Genomic DNA, 19050 nt, shown 5'->3' on the forward strand with positions numbered 1-19050 from the left:
GCGGACTTCTGCTTTGTAAGATCGGCGGGCCGTAGTGGGGGGAAACGTATTTTCTGATACGCCACCGGGACGCTCGGGGCTGCCTTCGGGCCGCTCCGCCCCGGTGGTTCCTTTCTCTCTCCTGCGCGTGCAATCCGATCGGTGCCCCGTCCGCACGGACGCCACGGCGCCGCGCTGCCTCCCGGCAGGATCGACAGGAGACCTGAGTGACATCTACTTCCCGGAGAGCGCACAGAGCTCTCCCCGCGGCTGCTGCCGCACTCGCGCTGTCCGGCGCGGTCCTGGCAGCCGCTCCGGCCGAGGCGTCCGGCATACCCCCGGCCCCGGCCCGGCAGACCGTGGAGGCGCCGGCCGGCGCCTCCCGGGCGGAACTGCTCCGCCGCGTCCAGGGCGCCCGGGACGTGCTCGGGGCCGACACCACCACCGCCGCGCCGACGGCGGAACCGAAGCCCACCGCGAGCCCCGACGCCTCGTCCGGCACCGTCGACCCGAAGATCATCGGCGGCAAGGACGCGACCATCGCCGAGGCGCCGTGGATGGTGCAGCTGCACTACTACGACGACAAGGGCACCGCCGACGAGTCCGACGACGCCGGCTACTTCTGCGGCGGCACCCTGGTCGCCCCGGCGAAGGTCCTCACCGCCGCGCACTGCGCGTACGGCCTGGACTGGTCCCGGCACGGCGCCGTCGTCGCCGGCACCAACCGCATCCCGACCGGCCAGGACCTGCACGGCGGCCGGGCCGTCGGCGTGTGGCGCCAGTGGATCAACCCCACGTACAACAACCGCACCAGCGCGGGCGGCGACCTCGCGGTGCTGACGCTCTCCGAGGCCCTGCCGTACAAGACGCTCCAGGTGACGTCGAGCACGGACACCGCCTCGTACGGCAACGGCACCCCGGCGACGGTGTACGGCTGGGGGCGCACCAGCTCCACCAGCCAGGACATCTCGCCGACGCTGAGGAAGGCGACCGTCCCGATGCGGACGGACTCCGCCTGCAAGTCGGTCTTCGGCTCCTCCTTCGTCTCCGGCCAGATGGCCTGCGCCGGCAACCCGGCCTCCGGCCGGGACGCCGGGACGGTCTCCCCGTGCAACGGCGACTCCGGCGGCCCGCTCGTGGTCAACGGACGGATCGCCGGTGTCGTGTCGTGGGGCGTGAAGGACTGCGTCGAGTCGGGCGCGTACGGCGTCTACGCCAAGACCCGTTCCTACGTCGGCGCCCTCAACGCGCGGATCGACGACACCGACCTCGACTTCGACGGCCGGGCGGACCTGTTCGTCCGCACGCCCGGCGGGACGGCGTACGAGTACTACGCCCTGGGCAGGTCGCCGTGGCTGGGCGACCGCCTGGCACTCGGCGACTACAGCGGGATCACCCTGGTCCGCCAGGCCGACCTCGACCGGGACTCCTACCAGGACTACCTGCTGCGCACCTCCGACGGCGTCCTGTACCACTTCGGGTTCAACGGCGTCGACCACTACGAGACCACCCGGGTCGGCGGCGGCTGGAACGCGATGAAGAACATCGCGGTCCCCGGCGACCTCTCCGGCGACGCCCTGCCCGACCTGATCGGCCAGGACAAGTCCGGAGTCCTGTGGCTCTACCCGGGCAAGGGCAACGGCCTCTTCGGCACGCGCGTCCGGGTCGGCGGCGGCTGGGGCAGCCTGACCATCGCCGGCAAGGGCGACTACACGGGCGACGGCAAGGCCGACCTGCTGGCGCGGGACACCTCCGGCGTGCTGTGGCTGTACCCGGGGCGCGGCGTCGCCTCGCCCGCCTTCGGCACCCGGATCAGGGTCGGCGGCGGCTGGAAGTACAACGCCTACGCCGCCACCGGTGACATCGACGGCGACGGCAGGGCCGACCTGCTGGCGCGGGACACCTCCGGCGTGCTGTGGCTGTACCAGGGCCGCGGCGTCGCCTCGGCGCCGTTCGCCACCCGCATCAGGGTCGGCGGCGGCTGGGGAGCCTTCAACCTCTTCGGCTGATCCCCACACCGTGCCCTCCGCGCGCCGGGCCGCCTCCTCACCGGGGGCGGCCCTTCGCGCACAGGCACGAGCGCGCCGTGTGCGGACCGCCACACAGTGGGGACGCGGGGGAGTGCAACTCGTTCCGGAGGTGCCCCGCCGAACCCGGCAGGGCGATGATGGAATCGCAGGAGAGCCGAGGAGCACATGCCCGCCGACAGCACACCGGAGCCCGGCCCACCGGGCACGCCCGGCAGCACGGGCCCGCACCGCGCCGGGGGCCGCCGCCGCGGGCCCCGCGGCAGGCGGCGCACCGGCCTGATCGTCACGGCGTGGACCGCCGCGGGCATCGTGGCCCTCGGCGGCTCCGGAGCCGGTTACCTGTACCTCAAGCTGAACGGCAACCTCAGGAGCGTCGACATCGACCAGGTCCTCGGCGCCGACCGCCCGGACAAGGCCGGCAACGGCTCCGAGAACATCCTCGTCCTCGGCTCCGACACCCGCTCCGGCGGCAACGAGAGGCTCGGCGGCGGCACCGACGACGGCACCGCCCGCTCCGACACCGCGATGATCGTGCACGTCCACCGGGGCCACGAGGGGGCCAGCGTCGTCTCCGTCCCGCGCGACACCCTCGTCGACCGCCCCGCCTGCACCGACGCCGCCGGCCGGCGGCACCCCGCCGCGCACGGGGTGATGTTCAACTCGGCGTACTCCACCGGCGGCGCCGCCTGCGCCGTCAAGACCGCCGAGTCCCTCACCGGCCTGCGCATGGACCACTACCTGGAGATCGACTTCGCCGGCTTCGAGAAGCTCGTCGACGAGCTCGGCGGCGTCCGGGTCACCACCACCGAGGACATCGAGGACCCCGACAGCCACCTCGACCTGGCGGCCGGCACCCACCGGCTCGACGGCGAGCAGGCCCTCGGGCTGGTCCGCACCCGGCACGGCGTCGGCGACGGCTCCGACCTCGGCCGCATCCAGCTCCAGCAGGCCTTCGTCAAGGCCCTGGTCGACCAGGTGAGGGACATCGGCGTCCTCACCAGCCCCAAAAAGCTCTACGACCTCGCCGACACCGCCACCAAGGCCGTGACCACCGACTCCGGCCTCGGCTCGGTGAACTCCCTGATGGCCTTCGCGAGCAGCCTGAAGGGCATCGGCGCCTCCGATCTGCACATGGTCACCCTGCCGGTGCGCTACGACCCCGCCGACGGCAACCGCGTCCTGGTCCAGGAGGCCAAGGCTCGGCAGGTCTGGGACGCCCTCAGGCGCGACGAGCCGATCCCGAGGACGGCCACCGAGGGCACGGCCACCGGCGAGGCCGAGGACGTCGTGAGCGTCCCTCAGGGGGCGCGGGGAACGGCGCGGCCGGCCACGGCGCCCGCGCCCGCCCGCGCGGATCCCGGGGCGCCCCGGCGGGCGGACCCGCCCCCGCCCCGGGAACAAACGACGGCGGCCCCCGGTTTTGGGTGATGGCGCCAGTCCTGGCAGACTGGTACGTCGGCTCCGGTTCACGCCTCCGCAACCCGCGGATGCGACCCGGCGCCCTCCCGGAACCTAGGAGACACCTTGAAGCGCGACATCCACCCCGCGTACGTCGAGACGCAGGTCAGCTGCACCTGCGGCGCGTCGTTCACCACCCGCAGCACCATCGAGTCCGGCACCATCCGGGCCGAGGTCTGCTCCGAGTGCCACCCGTTCTACACGGGCAAGCAGAAGATCCTCGACACCGGTGGCCGTGTGGCCCGCTTCGAGGCCCGCTTCGGCAAGGCCGCCGGCTCCAAGAAGTAGCGAGCCCCATACCGCCGGTCCACGGCCGCGCCCCCAGCCGGGGGAGCGCCGGGACCGGCGTTTTTGGTCGCCCGCCTTCCCCTTCACCGCAGTATCAGGAGCCCCAAGATGTTCGAGGCCGTCGAGGAACTCGTCGCCGAGCACGCCGACCTGGAGAAGAAGCTCGCCGACCCGTCGGTCCACGCCGACCAGGCGAACGCGCGCAAGCTGAACAAGCGCTACGCCGAGCTCACCCCGATCGTCGCCACGTACCGCTCCTGGAGGCAGACGGGCGACGACCTCGAGACCGCGCGCGAACTGGCCGCCGACGACCCCGACTTCGCCGCCGAGGTGAAGGACATGGAGAAGCAGCGCGAGGAGCTCACCGAGAAGCTGCGCCTGCTGCTGGTCCCCCGCGACCCCAGCGACGACAAGGACGTCATCCTGGAGATCAAGGCGGGCGCGGGCGGCGACGAGTCGGCGCTGTTCGCGGGCGACCTGCTGCGCATGTACCTCCGCTACGCCGAGCGGGTCGGCTGGAAGACCGAGATCATCGACGCCACCGAGTCCGAGCTGGGCGGCTACAAGGACGTCCAGGTCGCCGTGAAGGCCCGCGGGCAGATCGAGCCCGGCCAGGGCGTGTGGGCCCGGCTGAAGTACGAGGGCGGCGTGCACCGCGTGCAGCGCGTCCCCGCCACCGAGTCCCAGGGCCGCATCCACACCTCCGCCGCCGGCGTGCTCGTCACCCCGGAGGCCGAGGAGGTCGACGTCGAGATCAACCCCAACGACCTGCGGATCGACGTCTACCGGTCCTCCGGGCCCGGCGGGCAGTCCGTCAACACCACCGACTCCGCGGTGCGCATCACGCACATCCCGACCGGGGTCGTCGCCTCCTGCCAGAACGAGAAGAGCCAGCTGCAGAACAAGGAGCAGGCGCTGCGTATCCTGCGCTCCAGGCTGCTCGCCATGGCGCAGGAGGAGGCGGAGAGGGAGGCCGCGGACGCCCGCCGCAGCCAGGTCCGCACCGTCGACCGCTCCGAGAAGATCCGCACCTACAACTTCCCGGAGAACCGCATCTCGGACCACCGCGTCGGCTTCAAGGCCTACAACCTGGACCAGGTCCTGGACGGCGACCTCGACGCGGTGATCCAGGCGTGCGTCGACGCGGACTCGGCGGCCAGGCTCGCCGCCGCGTAAGCGCAGGCCCGAGGAACCAGACCAGCCCTCGTACGAAGCACCGAGCACCGGAGGACGCGCGTGCAGCAATCTTTTGGGGGGCGACCCCCAGGCCCCCGCAGCGTGCTGCTCGCGGAGGTGGCCCAGGCCACCCAGCGGCTCGCCGACGCAGGCGTGCCCTCGCCGCGCACCGACGCCGAGGAGCTCGCCGCCTTCGTGCACGGCGTCAAGCGCGGTGCGCTGCACACCGTGAAGGACCGGGACTTCGACGCCCGGTACTGGGAGGTCGTCGCCCGCCGGGAGGCCCGCGAGCCACTCCAGCACATCACCGGGCGCGCCTACTTCCGCTACCTGGAGCTCCAGGTCGGGCCCGGCGTGTTCGTGCCGCGGCCCGAGACGGAGTCCGTGGTCGGCTGGGCGATAGACGCCGTGCGGGCCATGGACGTCGTGGAGCCGTGCATCGTCGACCTGTGCACGGGATCGGGCGCCATCGCGCTCGCCCTGGCGCAGGAGGTGCCGCGCTCGCGCGTGTACGCCGTGGAGCTGTCCGAGGACGCCCTGGTGTGGGCCCGCAGGAACGTCGAGGGATCCAGGGTGGAACTGCGCCAGGGCGACGCCCGGACGGCCTTCCCGGACCTCGACGGCCAGGTCGACCTGGTCATCTCCAACCCGCCGTACATCCCGCTCACCGAGTGGGAGTACGTCGCGCCCGAGGCCCGCGACCACGATCCGGAGATGGCCCTGTTCTCCGGCGAGGACGGACTGGACCTCATCCGCGGCCTGGAGCGCACCGCGCACCGGCTGCTGCGCCCCGGCGGCGTGGTCGTGGTCGAGCACGCCGACACCCAGGGCGGCCAGGTGCCGTGGATCTTCGCCGAGACCCGCGGCTGGACCGACGCCGCCGACCACCCCGACCTCAACAACCGCCCGCGGTTCGCCACGGCCCGCAAGGCCCTGCCGTGAGCGTTCCCCACACCCCGACTTCGCAGCACGTGTACGAGGAGGCCCGTTAGACATGGCACGGCGATACGACACCAACGACGCGACCGACCGCGTGACCGGTCTGCGCGAGGCCACGTCCGCCGTCCGCCGGGGCGAGCTCGTGGTGCTGCCGACCGACACGGTGTACGGCATCGGAGCCGACGCGTTCTCCCCGGAGGCCGTCGGCGACCTGCTGGAGGCCAAGGGCCGGGGCCGCAACATGCCCAGCCCCGTCCTCATCGGCTCCCCGAACACCCTGCACGGCCTCGTCACCGACTTCTCCGAGCTGGCCTGGGAGCTGGTCGACGCCTTCTGGCCGGGCGCGCTGACGCTGGTCGCCAAGCACCAGCCGTCCCTGACCTGGGACCTCGGCGAGACCCGCGGCACCGTCGCCGTGCGCATGCCGCTGCACCCGGTCGCCCTGGAGCTGCTCAACGAGTTCGGCCCGATGGCCGTGTCCTCCGCCAACCTCACCGGCCACCCGGCGCCGGAGGACTGCGACGCCGCGCAGGCGATGCTCGGCGACTCCGTCTCCGTCTACCTCGACGGCGGCCCCACCCCGGGCAACGTCCCGTCGTCGATCGTCGACGTCACCCGCCCCGTGCCCGTGCTGCTGCGCGAGGGCGCCCTGTCCCCGGACGAGCTGCGCAAGGTCGTACCCGACCTCGAGGTGGCCAATTGACCGCCCCTGACACGGGGCGTGGCATAGGCAGCGGGCAGTGGGCCGCCGAGGAGACGACGACGTTCGGCCTTCCGCGCGACAGCTTCCGCATCCTCCACGTCAGCACCGGCAACGTGTGCCGCTCGCCCATCACCGAACGGCTGACCCGGCACTTCGTGTCGGAGCGGCTCGGCGTGCTGGGCGGCGGCCTGATCGTGGAGAGCGCGGGCACCTGGGGTCACGAGGGCGCGCCCATGGAGCCCCACGCGGAGACCGTCCTGGCCGAGTTCGGCGCGGACGCCTCCGGCTTCACCGGCCGCGAACTGCACGACGAGCACGTCATCCGTGCCGACCTGGTGCTGACGGCGACCCGCGACCACCGGGCGCAGGTCATCTCCATGGGCCACTCGGCGGGCCTGCGCACCTTCACGCTGAAGGAGTTCACCCGCCTGGTCGACGCCATCGACCCGGCCACCCTGCCGCCCCTGGAGGAGGGCGTGGTCACCCGCGCCCGCGCCTTGGTGCGCGCCGCCGCCGCGCTGCGGGGCTGGCTGCTCGCGCCGAACGCCGAGGCCGACGAGGTGCTCGACCCGTACGGGGCGCCGCTGACCTTCTTCCGGTCGATCGGCGAGGAGATACACCAGGCCCTGGACCCGGTCGTCACCGCCCTGACCGGCGTCCCCGCACCGGCTTAGACGGCCGGGCGCCCCTCGCGCCCCGGGCCTACATTGGACGTACGTCACCGTCGACGCACGCCCGGAGCGCACCATGTCGGTCACCCACGCCCCCGCGGTCGATGTCCTGCGGCACCAGGACCCCGAGCTGGCCGAGGTCCTGCTCGCGGAACGCCACCGGCAGTCCACCACGCTCCAGCTGGTCGCCGCCGAGAACTTCGCCTCGCCGGCCGTGCTGGCCGCCCTCGGCTCCCCGCTCGCCAACAAGTACGCCGAGGGCTACCCCGGCGCCCGCCACCACGGCGGCTGCGAGATCGTCGACGTCGCCGAGACCCTCGCCGTGGAGCGCGCCCGGGCCCTGTTCGGCGCCGAGCACGCCAACGTGCAGTCCCACTCGGGCTCCTCCGCCGTCCTGGCCGCCTACGCCGCGCTGCTGCGCCCCGGCGACACCGTCCTGGCCCTGGGGCTGCCGCACGGCGGGCACCTCACCCACGGCTCGCCCGCCAACTTCTCCGGCCGCTGGTTCGACTTCGTCGGCTACGGCGTGGAGGCCGAGTCCGGGCTCGTCGACCACGACCAGGTGCGCGCCCTGGCCCGCGCCCACCGGCCCAAGGCGATCGTGTGCGGCTCGATCGCCTACCCCCGCCACCTCGACTACGCCTTCTTCCGCGAGGTCGCCGACGAGGTGGGGGCCTACCTCATCGCGGACGCGGCCCACCCCATCGGGCTCGTCGCCGGGAAGGCGGCGCCCAGCCCGGTGCCGTACGCCGACGTGGTGTGCGCCACCACCCACAAGGTGCTGCGCGGTCCGCGCGGCGGGATGATCCTGTGCGGGAGCGGCCTGGCGGAGCGGATCGACCGGGCCGTCTTCCCGTTCACCCAGGGCGGGGCGCAGATGCACACCATCGCCGCCAAGGCGGTCGCCTTCGCGGAGGCGGCGACCCCGGCCTTCGCCGCCTACGCCCACCAAGTGGTCGCCAACGCGCGGGCGCTGGCCGCCGCGCTGGCCGCCGAGGGGTTCGCCGTCACCACCGGCGGCACCGACACCCACCTGCTGACCTGCGACCCGGCGCCGCTCGGCGTCGACGGGCGCACGGCGCGCGGCCGGCTGGCGGCGGCCGGGATCGTCCTGGACTGCTGCGTGCTGCCGCACGGTGACGCCCGGGGGCTGCGCCTGGGCACGGCGGCGGTGACGACCCAGGGGATGGGGGAGGGGGAGATGCGCACGATCGGCGGGCTGCTCGCGCAGGGGGTCCTGGGGGCGGGGGAGGCCGGGGCCACACGTGCGCGGGTGCGGGAACTCGTCGCCGGATTCCCGCCCTACCCGGGGTGAGGCGGGGGAGGCACCTGCGCGTGCACGGGCGCACATGCAACCATGGTCGCTACCCGGAAGTCCTCACCCGTATGCGCGCCTCGCTAGGGTGAGGAGCCGGGAATGGCCAGCGAGACCTGTGGGGAAGCCCGTGCGTGAATACCTGCTGACGCTCTGCATCACGGCCGCGGTGACGTACCTGCTGACCGGACCGGTACGGAAGTTCGCGATCGTGGCGGGGGCGATGCCGGAGATCCGGGCGCGGGACGTCCACCGCGAACCCACTCCGCGGCTCGGCGGGATCGCGATGTTCTTCGGTCTGTGCGCCGGACTGCTGGTCGCCGACCACCTCACCAACCTCAGCGAGGTCTTCGAGACGTCCAACGAGCCGCGGGCGCTACTGTCCGGCGCGGCCCTGATCTGGCTGATCGGCGTCCTGGACGACAAGTTCGACATCGACGCCCTGATCAAGCTGGGCGCCCAGATGATCGCCGCCGGTGTCATGGTGGTGCAGGGCCTGACGATCCTGTGGCTGCCCATCCCGGGCGTGGGCAACGTGGCGCTGACCCAGTGGCAGGGCACGCTGCTGACGGTGGCCCTGGTCGTCATCACCATCAACGCGGTCAACTTCGTGGACGGCCTGGACGGCCTCGCGGCCGGCATGGTGTGCATCGCGTCGGCCGCGTTCTTCATGTACGCCTACCGGATCTGGTACTCGTACGGCATCGAGGCCGCCGCCCCCGCCACGCTCTTCGCGGCGATCCTGATGGGCATGTGCCTGGGCTTCCTGCCGCACAACATGCACCCCGCGCGCATCTTCATGGGCGACTCGGGCTCCATGCTCATCGGCCTGGTGCTGGCCGCGGGCGCGATCTCGGTGACGGGCCAGGTCGACCCGGACGCGATGCGGCTGTTCTCGGGCTCCGAGCGCAACACCGTGCACCAGATGGTGCCGGTCTACATCCCGCTGCTGATGCCGCTGACGATCATCGCGATCCCGGCCGCCGACCTGATCCTGGCGATCGTGCGCCGCACCTGGCGCGGCCAGTCGCCGTTCGCCGCCGACCGCGGTCACCTGCACCACCGGCTGCTGGAGATCGGCCACTCGCACAGCCGGGCCGTGCTGATCATGTACTTCTGGTCGGCGCTGATCGCCTTCGGCGCGCTGGCCTACTCGGTGAACTCGGCCTCGATGTGGAGCGTGCTCGTCGTGGTGGCGCTCAGCGCGATCGGCCTGGTCCTGCTCCTGCTTCCGCGCTTCAGGCCGCGCATCCCGGTCTGGGCCGAGCGCTTCGTGCCACCGCGCTACCGGCGCCGGCGGCAGGCGCCGGCCCCCGGCGCCGAGGTGCCGGCGGGCGAGGGGCTGCGCGAGTGCCACGGGGCCACCGCACTGGGGGAGCGGGTGATGGTCCCGGACCGGGTGCCCGCGGGCGACGGGCGGTAGCCCGCGGGCAGCCGGTGCGGGGCGCGGCGGCCAGGGGGAGGGAGTGCCGCCCGGCTGGTCGGGGAGCCGGCCGATCCGGACGGCCATGGCGCCGGCCTGGAAGCGGCTGCAGGCGTCCAGCCGGGTCGTCAGGGTGCCGGCGATGCGGCGTGCCGTGCGCGGGGAAGGCCCCCGGGCGCCTGGCGATCGTCTCGCCGGTGTGGCCCTGGAGGAGAAGTCCGGGGCCCGTCTTCTCCTGAGTGGGCGGTCCCGCTCGTCCGGCTCGGTGCGGCGCCCGGCGGGAACGCGTCGGCCCGGACGCTCTCGAACAGCGCGCACAGCGCGGACAGGCCGCCGTCCACCGGCCGACCGGCCGCGGCCCAGCGGCAAACGCCTCCGTACGCCCTCGCCGACGGTGTACGGGACGGCCGACTGATCCAGCGCGCACGCGTCCGAGGCCACCCCCGCCCGCACCACGTCCGCCCGCACGGGACCGGCTCGGCAGCCGGCCTGTTCAACGCCGTCCAGCAACTCGGAAGGCACCTTCGGCGTCCCGCCCTGCTCGGCAGCGACTTCCTCCGCACCGCCGGGTCCGGCGCCCCCGCGCGGCGAAGCGCCGCGCCGACAGGTGCCCGGAGCGCCTTCCGCGTCGCGGCCGGGCTGCTCCCCGCCACGGCTGCCGCCACCGCCTTCATGCGTCCGTGACGGCAGCGGGGTTCCGCACCCGCCGAATCCGCGCCCGGTCACACGGCGAACGCCCCGGGTGAGGCACCGAGGGGGCTGACGGCGTCAACAGGCCGCCCGCCGTCAGCCCCCATGGGTGGCCAAGGTAAGAATCTGACGAGAGCATTGCCAAGTCGTGGGGGAAGGAACTTCCCCAATACCAGACAAATGGCCACCGTATTTGCACAGACGCGCAGGGTCACTCTCGTGTGTGATGGCAAGCACACCCATTAGGTAAAGACTGCATCAAATAGTTTGTGATACGGTTCACGAGAACCCGGGACAGAGCTGAAGGGTCGCAGTGCGACGGCCCCTTGGTGCGGGACCGCATCACTCGGCCCGGGACTACGCTCGTCCATGACGACACCCCTGCCCCCTGTGAAAGCGGAGTTGCCGCCATGCCGTCCAATGACGCCCGGAACCTTCTGCAGTGCGCCGTGCCCGCGGCCGCTGCCGGTACGGTCGCCGTCGCCGTCGCCGGCGTGGTGGCCGGAGGCAAGGGGGCGTTGGGGGCCGCCGTCGGTGCGGCGCTGGCCATCCTGTTCATGGGGCTCGGTCTCTACGTCCTCCAGTGGACGGCAAAAACGCTCCCACAGCTGTTCCAGGCCATGGGGCTGATGCTCTACGTGGTCCAACTCCTGCTGCTCCTGATCTTCGTCGCCCTCTTCAGGGACACCTCCCTCTTCAATGTGAAGGCGTTCGCGGTCTCACTCGTCGCCGCGACCGTGGTGTGGATGGCCGCGCAGGCCCGAGCCCACCTGAAGGCCCGGATCTTCTACGTCGATCCGGACGCCGCGAAGAGCGAGCGGTCCGAGAAGACAGGGCTGTCGTCGTGAGGGGTAGGGGCGGAATAAAGACCGGTGGGAACTCCTGCTATCGTCCGGTGCCAACTGCGGCATCGCGGGCGCGGGCATCTGAGCTGACGCCTGCCCGACTGCGAGGCTCGATGCCCCTCAGCCGCCCCCACATCCGTAACACCAGTCCAGTGCCGAACCGCGGCCGCGTGCCGCGCCGACACAACGAGGTTGCCGTACCTATGCGCCACGCTGAAGGAGCCCGCGGTGAGTGCTGACCCAACGCAGGTGCTCGCCTTCGAGACCGACTGCCACATCTTCGAAGGGTGTGGATTCCCGGCTCCCGGCCTGCATTCCTTTGTCTTCAAGCCGCTCTTCACCGTCGGCGGGTTCGAGTTCAACAAGCCGATGCTGCTCGCGCTGCTCGGCACGGTCGCGATCGTCGCCTTCTTCTGGGCCGCGTTCGCCAAGCCGAAGCTCGTGCCGGGCAAGCTGCAGATGATCGGTGAGGCCGGCTACGACTTCGTGCGCCGCGGCATCGTCTACGAGACCCTCGGCAAGCGGGACGGCGAGAAGTACGTGCCGCTCATGGTCTCGCTGTTCTTCTTCATCTGGATCATGAACCTGTGGTCCATCGTCCCGGTGGCGCAGTTCCCGGTGACCTCCCTGATCGCCTTCCCCGCGGGGCTGGCCGCCATCGTCTACATCCTGTGGATGTACCTGACGTTCAAGAAGCACGGCTTCGTCGGAGGCCTGAAGAACATCACCGGTTACGACAAGAAGCTGGGCGCCGTGCTCCCGGTGATCGTCGTCATCGACTTCTTCTCGAACGTCCTGATCCGGCCGTTCACCCACGCGGTCCGGCTCTTCGCGAACATGTTCGCCGGTCACCTGCTTCTGCTGACCTTCACGATCGGCAGCTGGTACCTGCTGAACGGTCTGGGCATCGTCTACGCTGGCGCCTCGTTCGTGATGACCATCCTCCTCACCGCGTTCGAGCTCTTCATCCAGGCTGTTCAGGCGTACGTCTTCGTACTCCTCGCCTGCAGCTACGTTCAGGGCGCTCTCGCCGAGCACCACTGAGCCACCTCGCCTCCCTGTCCACCTGACTGTCCGGTGGCCAACCCCCACCGGTATATGCAAAGAGAAGGAAGAACCGGCATGTCCGCTCTCCAGACCCTCGCCGCCGACGGCCTCACCGGCAACCTCGGTTCGATCGGCTACGGCCTCGCTGCGATCGGCCCCGGCATCGGCGTCGGCATCATCTTCGGCATGGGTACGCAGGCCCTGGCCCGCCAGCCCGAGGCGGCCGGTCTGATCCGCGCCAACCAGATCATGGGCTTCGCCTTCTGTGAGGCCCTGGCGCTGATCGGTATCGTCATGGGCTTCCTCTTCCGTAGCTGAACCGCGCTTCGACGCAACTCCCTTAGACGGAAGGCACTGATGTGAACGCCCTGGTACAGCTGGCGGCGGAAGAGGAGCAGAATCCTCTGATCCCCGCGATCCCAGAGCTCGTCATCGGCCTGATCGCTTTCGCCATCGTCTTCTTCTTCCTCGCCAAGAAGCTCCTCCCGAACATCAACAAGGTTCTGGACGAGCGCCGCGAGGCCATCGAGGGCGGTATCGAGAAGGCCGAGGCCGCCCAGACCGAGGCCCAGAGCGTGCTCGAGCAGTACAAGGCTCAGCTCGCCGAGGCCCGGCACGAGGCCGCGCGCCTGCGCCAGGAGGCGCAGGAGCAGGGTGCCGCGCTCATCGCCGAGATGCGCGCGGAGGGCCAGCGGCAGCGTGAGGAGATCATCGCCGCCGGTCACGCCCAGATCGAGGCCGACCGCAAGGCCGCCGCGTCCGCGCTGCGCCAGGACGTCGGCAAGCTCGCCACCGAACTGGCCGGCAAGCTCGTCGGCGAGTCCCTCGAGGACCACGCCCGGCAGAGCCGCGTCATCGACCGGTTCCTCGACGAGCTCGACGACAAGGCGACGAAGGCCGAGGCCACGCGATGAACGGAGCGAGCCGCGAGGCCCTGGCAGCCGCCCGTGAGCGTCTCGACGCGCTGACGGACTCCACGTCCGTGGACGCGGGCTCGCTCGCCGACGAGCTGGCCGCCGTCACCGCGCTGCTCGACCGCGAGGTGTCGCTGCGTCGGGTCCTGACCGACCCGGCGCAGTCCGGTGAGGCCAAGGCCGAACTGGTCCAGCGCCTGCTCGGCACCCAGGTCAGCGGCCCGGCCGCCGACCTGGTGGCCGGCATGGTGCGCTCCCGCTGGTCGCAGTCGCGCGACCTGGTGGACGCGCTGGAGGAGCTGGCGAACACCGCCGACCTCACCGCCGCGCAGAAGGACGGCACGCTCGACGAGGTCGAGGACGAGCTGTTCCGGTTCGGCCGGATCGTCTCCGGCAGCACCGAGCTGCGGGCCGCGCTGACCGACCGCAAGGCCACCCCTTCGGCCAAGGCCGGGCTGATGCGCCAGCTGCTCGGCGGCCGGGCCAAGCCGGGCACCGAGCGTCTGGTCACGCGCCTCGTGACCGCGCCGCGGGGACGTAGCCTGGAGTCGGGACTGGAGTCCCTGTCCAAGCTCGCCGCCGAACGACGCAACCGCATGGTCGCCGTCGTCACGTCGGCGGTCCCGCTGAGCGACGCGCAGAAGCAGCGCCTGGGCGCCACCCTCGCGAAGCTCTACGGCCGTCCGATGCACCTCAACCTCGACGTGGACCCCGAGGTCCTCGGCGGGATCCGGGTGCAGGTCGGCGATGAGGTCATCAACGGCTCCATCGCGGACCGCCTCGAGGACGCCGGCCGCCGCCTGGCGGGCTGAGCGGCACCGCGGCAACTGAACACGCAGTACGTACTTACGGCCCTGGTTGGGCCGTGCAGAGGATTGCAAAGTTTCTGGGGGGAGCCCCCAGATCCCCCAAAGAAACTTCGGGCCCAACAAGGAGAGCAGGGAACTCAGATGGCGGAGCTCACGATCCGGCCGGAGGAGATCCGGGACGCACTGGAGAACTTCGTCCAGTCGTACAAGCCGGACGCGGCCTCGCGCGAGGAGGTCGGTACGGTCACCCTTGCCGGCGACGGCATCGCGAAGGTCGAGGGCCTGCCCTCGGCCATGGCCAACGAACTGCTGAAGTTCGAGGACGGCACCCTCGGCCTCGCCCTCAACCTGGAGGAGCGCGAGATCGGTGCCATCGTCCTCGGCGAGTTCAGCGGCATCGAGGAGGGCCAGCCGGTCACCCGCACCGGCGAGGTCCTGTCGGTCGCCGTGGGCGAGGGCTACCTCGGCCGCGTCGTCGACCCCCTCGGCAACCCGATCGACGGCCTCGGCGAGATCGAGACCGAGGGCCGCCGCGCCCTCGAACTGCAGGCCCCCACGGTCATGCAGCGCAAGTCGGTGCACGAGCCGATGGAGACCGGCTACAAGGCCGTCGACGCCATGACCCCGATCGGCCGCGGTCAGCGTCAGCTGATCATCGGCGACCGCCAGACCGGCAAGACCGCCCTGGCCGTCGACACGATCATCAACCAGCGTGACAACTGGCGCACCGGCGACCCGAAGAAGCAGGTCCGCTGCATCTACGTCGCCATCGGCCAGAAGGGCTCCACCATCGCGTCGGTCCGCCGCGCGCTGGAGGAGAACGGCGCGCTGGAGTACACGACCATCGTCGCCGCCCCGGCGTCCGACCCGGCCGGCTTCAAGTACCTGGCGCCGTACACCGGCTCCGCCATCGGCCAGCACTGGATGTACCAGGGCAAGCACGTCCTGATCATCTTCGACGACCTGTCGAAGCAGGCCGACGCCTACCGCGCCGTGTCGCTGCTGCTGCGCCGTCCGCCGGGCCGCGAGGCCTACCCGGGTGACGTCTTCTACCTGCACTCCCGTCTGCTGGAGCGCTGCGCCAAGCTCTCCGACGACATGGGTGCCGGCTCGATGACCGGTCTGCCGATCGTCGAGACCAAGGCCAACGACGTCTCGGCGTTCATCCCGACCAACGTCATCTCCATCACCGACGGCCAGTGCTTCCTGGAGTCGGACCTGTTCAACGCCGGTCAGCGCCCCGCGCTGAACGTCGGCATCTCCGTCTCCCGAGTCGGTGGTTCCGCGCAGCACAAGGCGATGCGCCAGGTCTCCGGCCGCCTCCGTGTGGACCTCGCCCAGTTCCGTGAGCTGGAGGCCTTCGCCGCCTTCGGTTCCGACCTGGACGCCGCGTCGAAGGCGCAGCTGGAGCGCGGTCAGCGCATGGTCGAGCTGCTGAAGCAGAACCAGTACGAGCCGATGGCCACCGAGGACCAGGTCGTCTCGATCTGGGCCGGCACCACCGGCCGGATGGACGACGTGCCGGTCGCCGACATCCGCCGCTTCGAGAAGGAGCTCCTGGACTACCTGCACCGCAAGGAGCAGGGTCTGATGACCTCCATCCGCGAGGGCGCCAAGATGTCCGACGACACGATCCAGGCGATCGCCGACGCCGTCGCGGAGTTCAAGAAGCAGTTCGAGACCTCGGACGGCAAGCTGCTCGGCGAGGACGCCCCGTCCACCGCCAAGTGACGTAAGGAAGGGACCTGACTCATGGGAGCCCAGCTCCGGGTCTACAAGCGTCGCATCCGATCCGTCACCGCGACCAAGAAGATCACCAAGGCGATGGAGATGATCGCCGCCTCGCGCGTCGTCAAGGCGCAGCGCAAGGTGGCGGCCTCCACGCCGTACGCGCGGGAACTGACCCGCGCGGTCACGGCGGTCGGCACCGGGTCGAACACCAGGCACCCGCTGACCACGGAGGCGGAGAACCCGACCCGTGCCGCGGTCCTGCTCCTCACGAGCGACCGCGGCCTGGCCGGCGCCTTCAACTCCAACGCCATCAAGGCGGCGGAGCAGCTGACCGAGCGCCTGGAGCGCGAGGGCAAGCAGGTCGACACGTACATCGTCGGCCGGCGCGGCGTCGCCCACTACAACTTCCGTGAGCGCAAGGTCGCGGAGTCGTTCACGGGCTTCACCGACGAGCCGTCGTACGCGGACGCCAAGAAGGTCGCGGCTCCGCTGATCGAGGCCATCGGCAAGGAGACGGCGGACGGCGGCGTGGACGAGCTCCACATCGTCTACACCGAGTTCGTCTCGATGATGACGCAGACGGCGGTCGACGCCCGGATGCTTCCGCTGCGCCTCGAGGAGACCGCTCAGGAGTCGGCGACGAAGGGCGAGATCCTTCCGCTGTACGACTTCGAGCCTTCGGCGGAGGACGTCCTCGACGCCCTGCTGCCGCGCTACGTGGAAAGCCGCATCTACAACGCGCTGCTCCAGTCGGCCGCCTCCAAGCACGCCGCCACGCGGCGCGCGATGAAGTCGGCCACCGACAACGCGGGCGAGCTGATCAACACGCTCTCCCGTCTTGCCAACGCGGCCCGCCAGGCCGAAATCACCCAGGAAATCAGCGAGATCGTCGGTGGCGCGAGTGCCCTGGCCGACGCGACCGCGGGGAGTGACAACTAATGACCACCACTGTTGAGCCGACCGCTGCGTCGGGCGTGGCCACCGGCCGCGTCGCGCGGGTCATCGGCCCGGTCGTCGACGTGGAGTTCCCCGTCGACGCGATGCCGGAGATCTACAACGCCCTGCACGTCGAGGTCGCCGACCCGGCGAACGCGGGCGAGCTCAAGACGCTGACCCTGGAGGTCGCCCAGCACCTGGGTGACGGCCTGGTCCGCGCCATCTCCATGCAGCCCACCGACGGCCTGGTCCGCCAGGCCCCGGTGACCGACACGGGCGCCGCCATCTCGGTGCCGGTCGGCGACTTCACCAAGGGCAAGGTGTTCAACACCCTCGGTGAGGTGCTGAACGTCGACGAGTCCTACGACGGCGAGCGCTGGCCGATCCACCGCAAGGCGCCCAACTTCGACGAACTCGAGTCGAAGACCGAGATGTTCGAGACCGGCATCAAGGTCATCGACCTGCTGACCCCGTACGTCAAGGGCGGCAAGATCGGTCTGTTCGGCGGCGCCGGCGTCGGCAAGACGGTGCTCATCCAGGAGATGATCTACCGTGTCGCCAACAACCACGACGGTGTGTCGGTGTTCGCCGGTGTCGGTGAGCGCACCCGTGAGGGCAACGACCTCATCGACGAGATGAGCGAGTCGGGCGTCATCGACAAGACCGCGCTGGTCTTCGGCCAGATGGACGAGCCCCCGGGCACCCGTCTGCGCGTCGCGCTGGCCGGCCTGACCATGGCCGAGTACTTCCGCGACGTCCAGAAGCAGGACGTGCTGTTCTTCATCGACAACATCTTCCGCTTCACGCAGGCCGGTTCCGAGGTGTCGACCCTGCTCGGCCGTATGCCCTCCGCGGTGGGCTACCAGCCGAACCTGGCCGACGAGATGGGTCTCCTCCAGGAGCGCATCACCTCGACCCGCGGTCACTCGATCACCTCGATGCAGGCGATCTACGTCCCCGCGGACGACCTGACCGACCCGGCCCCGGCCACCACCTTCGCCCACCTCGACGCGACGACGGTTCTCTCCCGTCCGATCTCGGAGAAGGGCATCTACCCGGCCGTGGACCCGCTGGACTCCACGTCCCGGATCCTGGACCCGCGCTACATCTCGGCGGACCACTACAACGCCGCGATGCGGGTGAAGAACATCCTGCAGAAGTACAAGGACCTCCAGGACATCATCGCGATCCTCGGTATCGACGAGCTCGGCGAGGAGGACAAGCTCGTCGTCCACCGTGCCCGTCGCGTGGAGCGCTTCCTGTCCCAGAACACCCACGTCGCCAAGCAGTTCACCGGCGTGGACGGTTCGGACGTTCCGCTGGACGAGTCGATCGCCGCGTTCAACGCGATCTGCGACGGTGAGTACGACCACTTCCCCGAGCAGGCGTTCTTCATGTGCGGTGGTATCGAGGACCTGAAGAAGAACGCGAAGGAGCTGGGCGTCTCCTGAGCCTCGCGCTCACCGTGGGCCCCGTGCTCACGTCCGAGGGGGCGGGCGCGTCCCGCCCCCTCACCCACGCCTACTAGACTTGTAACCAACACCCGGCTCTCCCGCCGGGTGGTGACCCGAGGAGCCACCCTTGGCTGCTGAGCTGCACGTCGCGCTGGTCGCCGCCGACCGTGAGGTCTGGTCCGGCCAGGCCACCCTGGTCGTCGCGCGCACCACGTCCGGCGACATCGGCGTCATGCCCGGTCACCAGCCGCTGCTCGGTGTGCTGGAGTCGGGACCGGTGACCATCCGTACGAGTGACGGTGGGACGGTCGTCGCCGCGGTGCACGGCGGTTTCATCTCGTTCTCGGACGACAAGCTGTCGCTGCTGGCCGAGATCGCCGAGCTGTCGGACGAGATCGATGTCCAGCGCGCGGAGCGGGAGCTCGAGCGCGCGAAGGCCGAGGGCGACACCACGGCCGAGCGCCGCGCGGACGTCCGACTGCGCACGGCGGCGGCGCGCTGACCCACCGGGGGCACCTCCCGGGCCGTTAGGCTCTGGGGGAGCCGTACTGTGACGTGACTCAGCCGCGGCTGGGACCGGAGTGATCCGGACCCGGTCGCGGCTGAGGCAGATGTGGGTGATTTTTACGTTCCGTTACCTAG

General features: G+C 70.9%; 18 protein-coding genes. All 18 read left to right on the top strand.

The features are described 5' to 3' along the window. Positions 1-206 precede the first annotated feature (206 nt). Positions 207-1988 (top strand): trypsin-like serine protease, encoded by a 1782-nt coding sequence (locus ACSU6Z_RS20200; protein ID WP_437047539.1) that lies wholly within the window; start codon positions 207-209, stop codon positions 1986-1988. Positions 1989-2174: 186 nt separating this feature from the next. Then, the gene (locus ACSU6Z_RS20205; protein WP_437047541.1) at positions 2175-3437 is read left to right on the top strand and encodes an LCP family protein; all 1263 of its coding nucleotides are present in this window, start codon (positions 2175-2177) and stop codon (positions 3435-3437) included. A gap of 96 nt (positions 3438-3533) precedes the next feature. Next, positions 3534-3755, top strand: coding sequence for a 50S ribosomal protein L31 (gene rpmE / locus ACSU6Z_RS20210; RefSeq protein ID WP_030740744.1), 222 nt, complete (start codon positions 3534-3536; stop codon positions 3753-3755). 108 nt (positions 3756-3863) lie between these two features. After that, positions 3864-4931 (top strand): peptide chain release factor 1, encoded by a 1068-nt coding sequence (gene prfA, locus ACSU6Z_RS20215; protein ID WP_437047543.1) that lies wholly within the window; start codon positions 3864-3866, stop codon positions 4929-4931. A gap of 102 nt (positions 4932-5033) precedes the next feature. After that, positions 5034-5873: a peptide chain release factor N(5)-glutamine methyltransferase gene (gene prmC / locus ACSU6Z_RS20220; RefSeq protein WP_437047544.1), complete on the top strand. Its 840-nt coding sequence runs from the start codon at positions 5034-5036 to the stop codon at positions 5871-5873. 52 nt (positions 5874-5925) lie between these two features. Then, entirely contained in the window at positions 5926-6573 is a 648-nt protein-coding gene (locus ACSU6Z_RS20225) for an L-threonylcarbamoyladenylate synthase (protein ID WP_437047546.1), read from the top strand. After that, positions 6570-7247, top strand: a complete 678-nt coding sequence (locus ACSU6Z_RS20230) for a protein-tyrosine-phosphatase (protein WP_437047547.1) — start codon at positions 6570-6572, stop codon at positions 7245-7247. The genes ACSU6Z_RS20225 and ACSU6Z_RS20230 overlap by 4 nt, the downstream gene beginning before the upstream one ends. Positions 7248-7320: 73 nt before the next feature. Next, positions 7321-8559 carry a serine hydroxymethyltransferase gene (gene glyA, locus ACSU6Z_RS20235; protein ID WP_437047548.1) on the top strand — a complete coding sequence of 413 codons (1239 nt, stop codon included), beginning with the start codon at positions 7321-7323 and terminating at the stop codon, positions 8557-8559. A gap of 130 nt (positions 8560-8689) precedes the next feature. Further along, positions 8690-9982, top strand: coding sequence for an MraY family glycosyltransferase (locus ACSU6Z_RS20240; protein ID WP_437047549.1), 1293 nt, complete (start codon positions 8690-8692; stop codon positions 9980-9982). 1100 nt (positions 9983-11082) lie between these two features. Then, positions 11083-11520: a hypothetical protein gene (locus ACSU6Z_RS20245; protein ID WP_437047550.1), complete on the top strand. Its 438-nt coding sequence runs from the start codon at positions 11083-11085 to the stop codon at positions 11518-11520. Positions 11521-11730: 210 nt separating this feature from the next. Beyond that, positions 11731-12561 carry a F0F1 ATP synthase subunit A gene (gene atpB / locus ACSU6Z_RS20250; RefSeq protein ID WP_437050399.1) on the top strand — a complete coding sequence of 277 codons (831 nt, stop codon included), beginning with the start codon at positions 11731-11733 and terminating at the stop codon, positions 12559-12561. Between the two features lie 78 nt (positions 12562-12639). Then, positions 12640-12882: a F0F1 ATP synthase subunit C gene (locus ACSU6Z_RS20255; protein ID WP_437047552.1), complete on the top strand. Its 243-nt coding sequence runs from the start codon at positions 12640-12642 to the stop codon at positions 12880-12882. A gap of 41 nt (positions 12883-12923) precedes the next feature. Then, complete coding sequence (locus ACSU6Z_RS20260; RefSeq protein WP_358784186.1) at positions 12924-13478, top strand: F0F1 ATP synthase subunit B; 555 nt, start codon at positions 12924-12926, stop codon at positions 13476-13478. Then, positions 13475-14290 (top strand): F0F1 ATP synthase subunit delta, encoded by an 816-nt coding sequence (locus ACSU6Z_RS20265; RefSeq protein WP_437047553.1) that lies wholly within the window; start codon positions 13475-13477, stop codon positions 14288-14290. The genes ACSU6Z_RS20260 and ACSU6Z_RS20265 overlap by 4 nt, the downstream gene beginning before the upstream one ends. A 138-nt stretch (positions 14291-14428) precedes the next feature. Further along, the gene (atpA, locus tag ACSU6Z_RS20270) at positions 14429-16018 is read left to right on the top strand and encodes a F0F1 ATP synthase subunit alpha (protein ID WP_437047555.1); all 1590 of its coding nucleotides are present in this window, start codon (positions 14429-14431) and stop codon (positions 16016-16018) included. A 21-nt stretch (positions 16019-16039) separates the two neighbouring features. Next, complete coding sequence (locus tag ACSU6Z_RS20275; protein ID WP_437047557.1) at positions 16040-16957, top strand: F0F1 ATP synthase subunit gamma; 918 nt, start codon at positions 16040-16042, stop codon at positions 16955-16957. Next, positions 16957-18405, top strand: a complete 1449-nt coding sequence (gene atpD, locus ACSU6Z_RS20280) for a F0F1 ATP synthase subunit beta (RefSeq protein WP_437047559.1) — start codon at positions 16957-16959, stop codon at positions 18403-18405. Before ACSU6Z_RS20275 ends, atpD begins: the two co-directional genes overlap by 1 nt. Positions 18406-18535: 130 nt before the next feature. Continuing rightward, entirely contained in the window at positions 18536-18910 is a 375-nt protein-coding gene (locus tag ACSU6Z_RS20285) for a F0F1 ATP synthase subunit epsilon (RefSeq protein WP_437047561.1), read from the top strand. Positions 18911-19050 lie beyond the last annotated feature (140 nt).

The organism is Streptomyces sp. enrichment culture (assembly GCF_964273145.1).
Taxonomy (GTDB): domain Bacteria; phylum Actinomycetota; class Actinomycetes; order Streptomycetales; family Streptomycetaceae; genus Streptomyces.

What these genes read in the sequence shown, in the direction of transcription:
- ACSU6Z_RS20205 (WP_437047541.1), top strand. Translation starts at nt 2,175, where the DNA reads ATGCCCGCCGACAGCACACCGGAGCCCGGCCCACCGGGCACGCCCGGC.
- prfA (WP_437047543.1), top strand. Translation starts at nt 3,864, where the DNA reads ATGTTCGAGGCCGTCGAGGAACTCGTCGCCGAGCACGCCGACCTGGAG.
- ACSU6Z_RS20225 (WP_437047546.1), top strand. Translation starts at nt 5,926, where the DNA reads ATGGCACGGCGATACGACACCAACGACGCGACCGACCGCGTGACCGGT.
- glyA (WP_437047548.1), top strand. Translation starts at nt 7,321, where the DNA reads ATGTCGGTCACCCACGCCCCCGCGGTCGATGTCCTGCGGCACCAGGAC.
- ACSU6Z_RS20245 (WP_437047550.1), top strand. Translation starts at nt 11,083, where the DNA reads ATGCCGTCCAATGACGCCCGGAACCTTCTGCAGTGCGCCGTGCCCGCG.
- ACSU6Z_RS20255 (WP_437047552.1), top strand. Translation starts at nt 12,640, where the DNA reads ATGTCCGCTCTCCAGACCCTCGCCGCCGACGGCCTCACCGGCAACCTC.
- ACSU6Z_RS20265 (WP_437047553.1), top strand. Translation starts at nt 13,475, where the DNA reads ATGAACGGAGCGAGCCGCGAGGCCCTGGCAGCCGCCCGTGAGCGTCTC.
- atpA (WP_437047555.1), top strand. Translation starts at nt 14,429, where the DNA reads ATGGCGGAGCTCACGATCCGGCCGGAGGAGATCCGGGACGCACTGGAG.
- ACSU6Z_RS20275 (WP_437047557.1), top strand. Translation starts at nt 16,040, where the DNA reads ATGGGAGCCCAGCTCCGGGTCTACAAGCGTCGCATCCGATCCGTCACC.
- atpD (WP_437047559.1), top strand. Translation starts at nt 16,957, where the DNA reads ATGACCACCACTGTTGAGCCGACCGCTGCGTCGGGCGTGGCCACCGGC.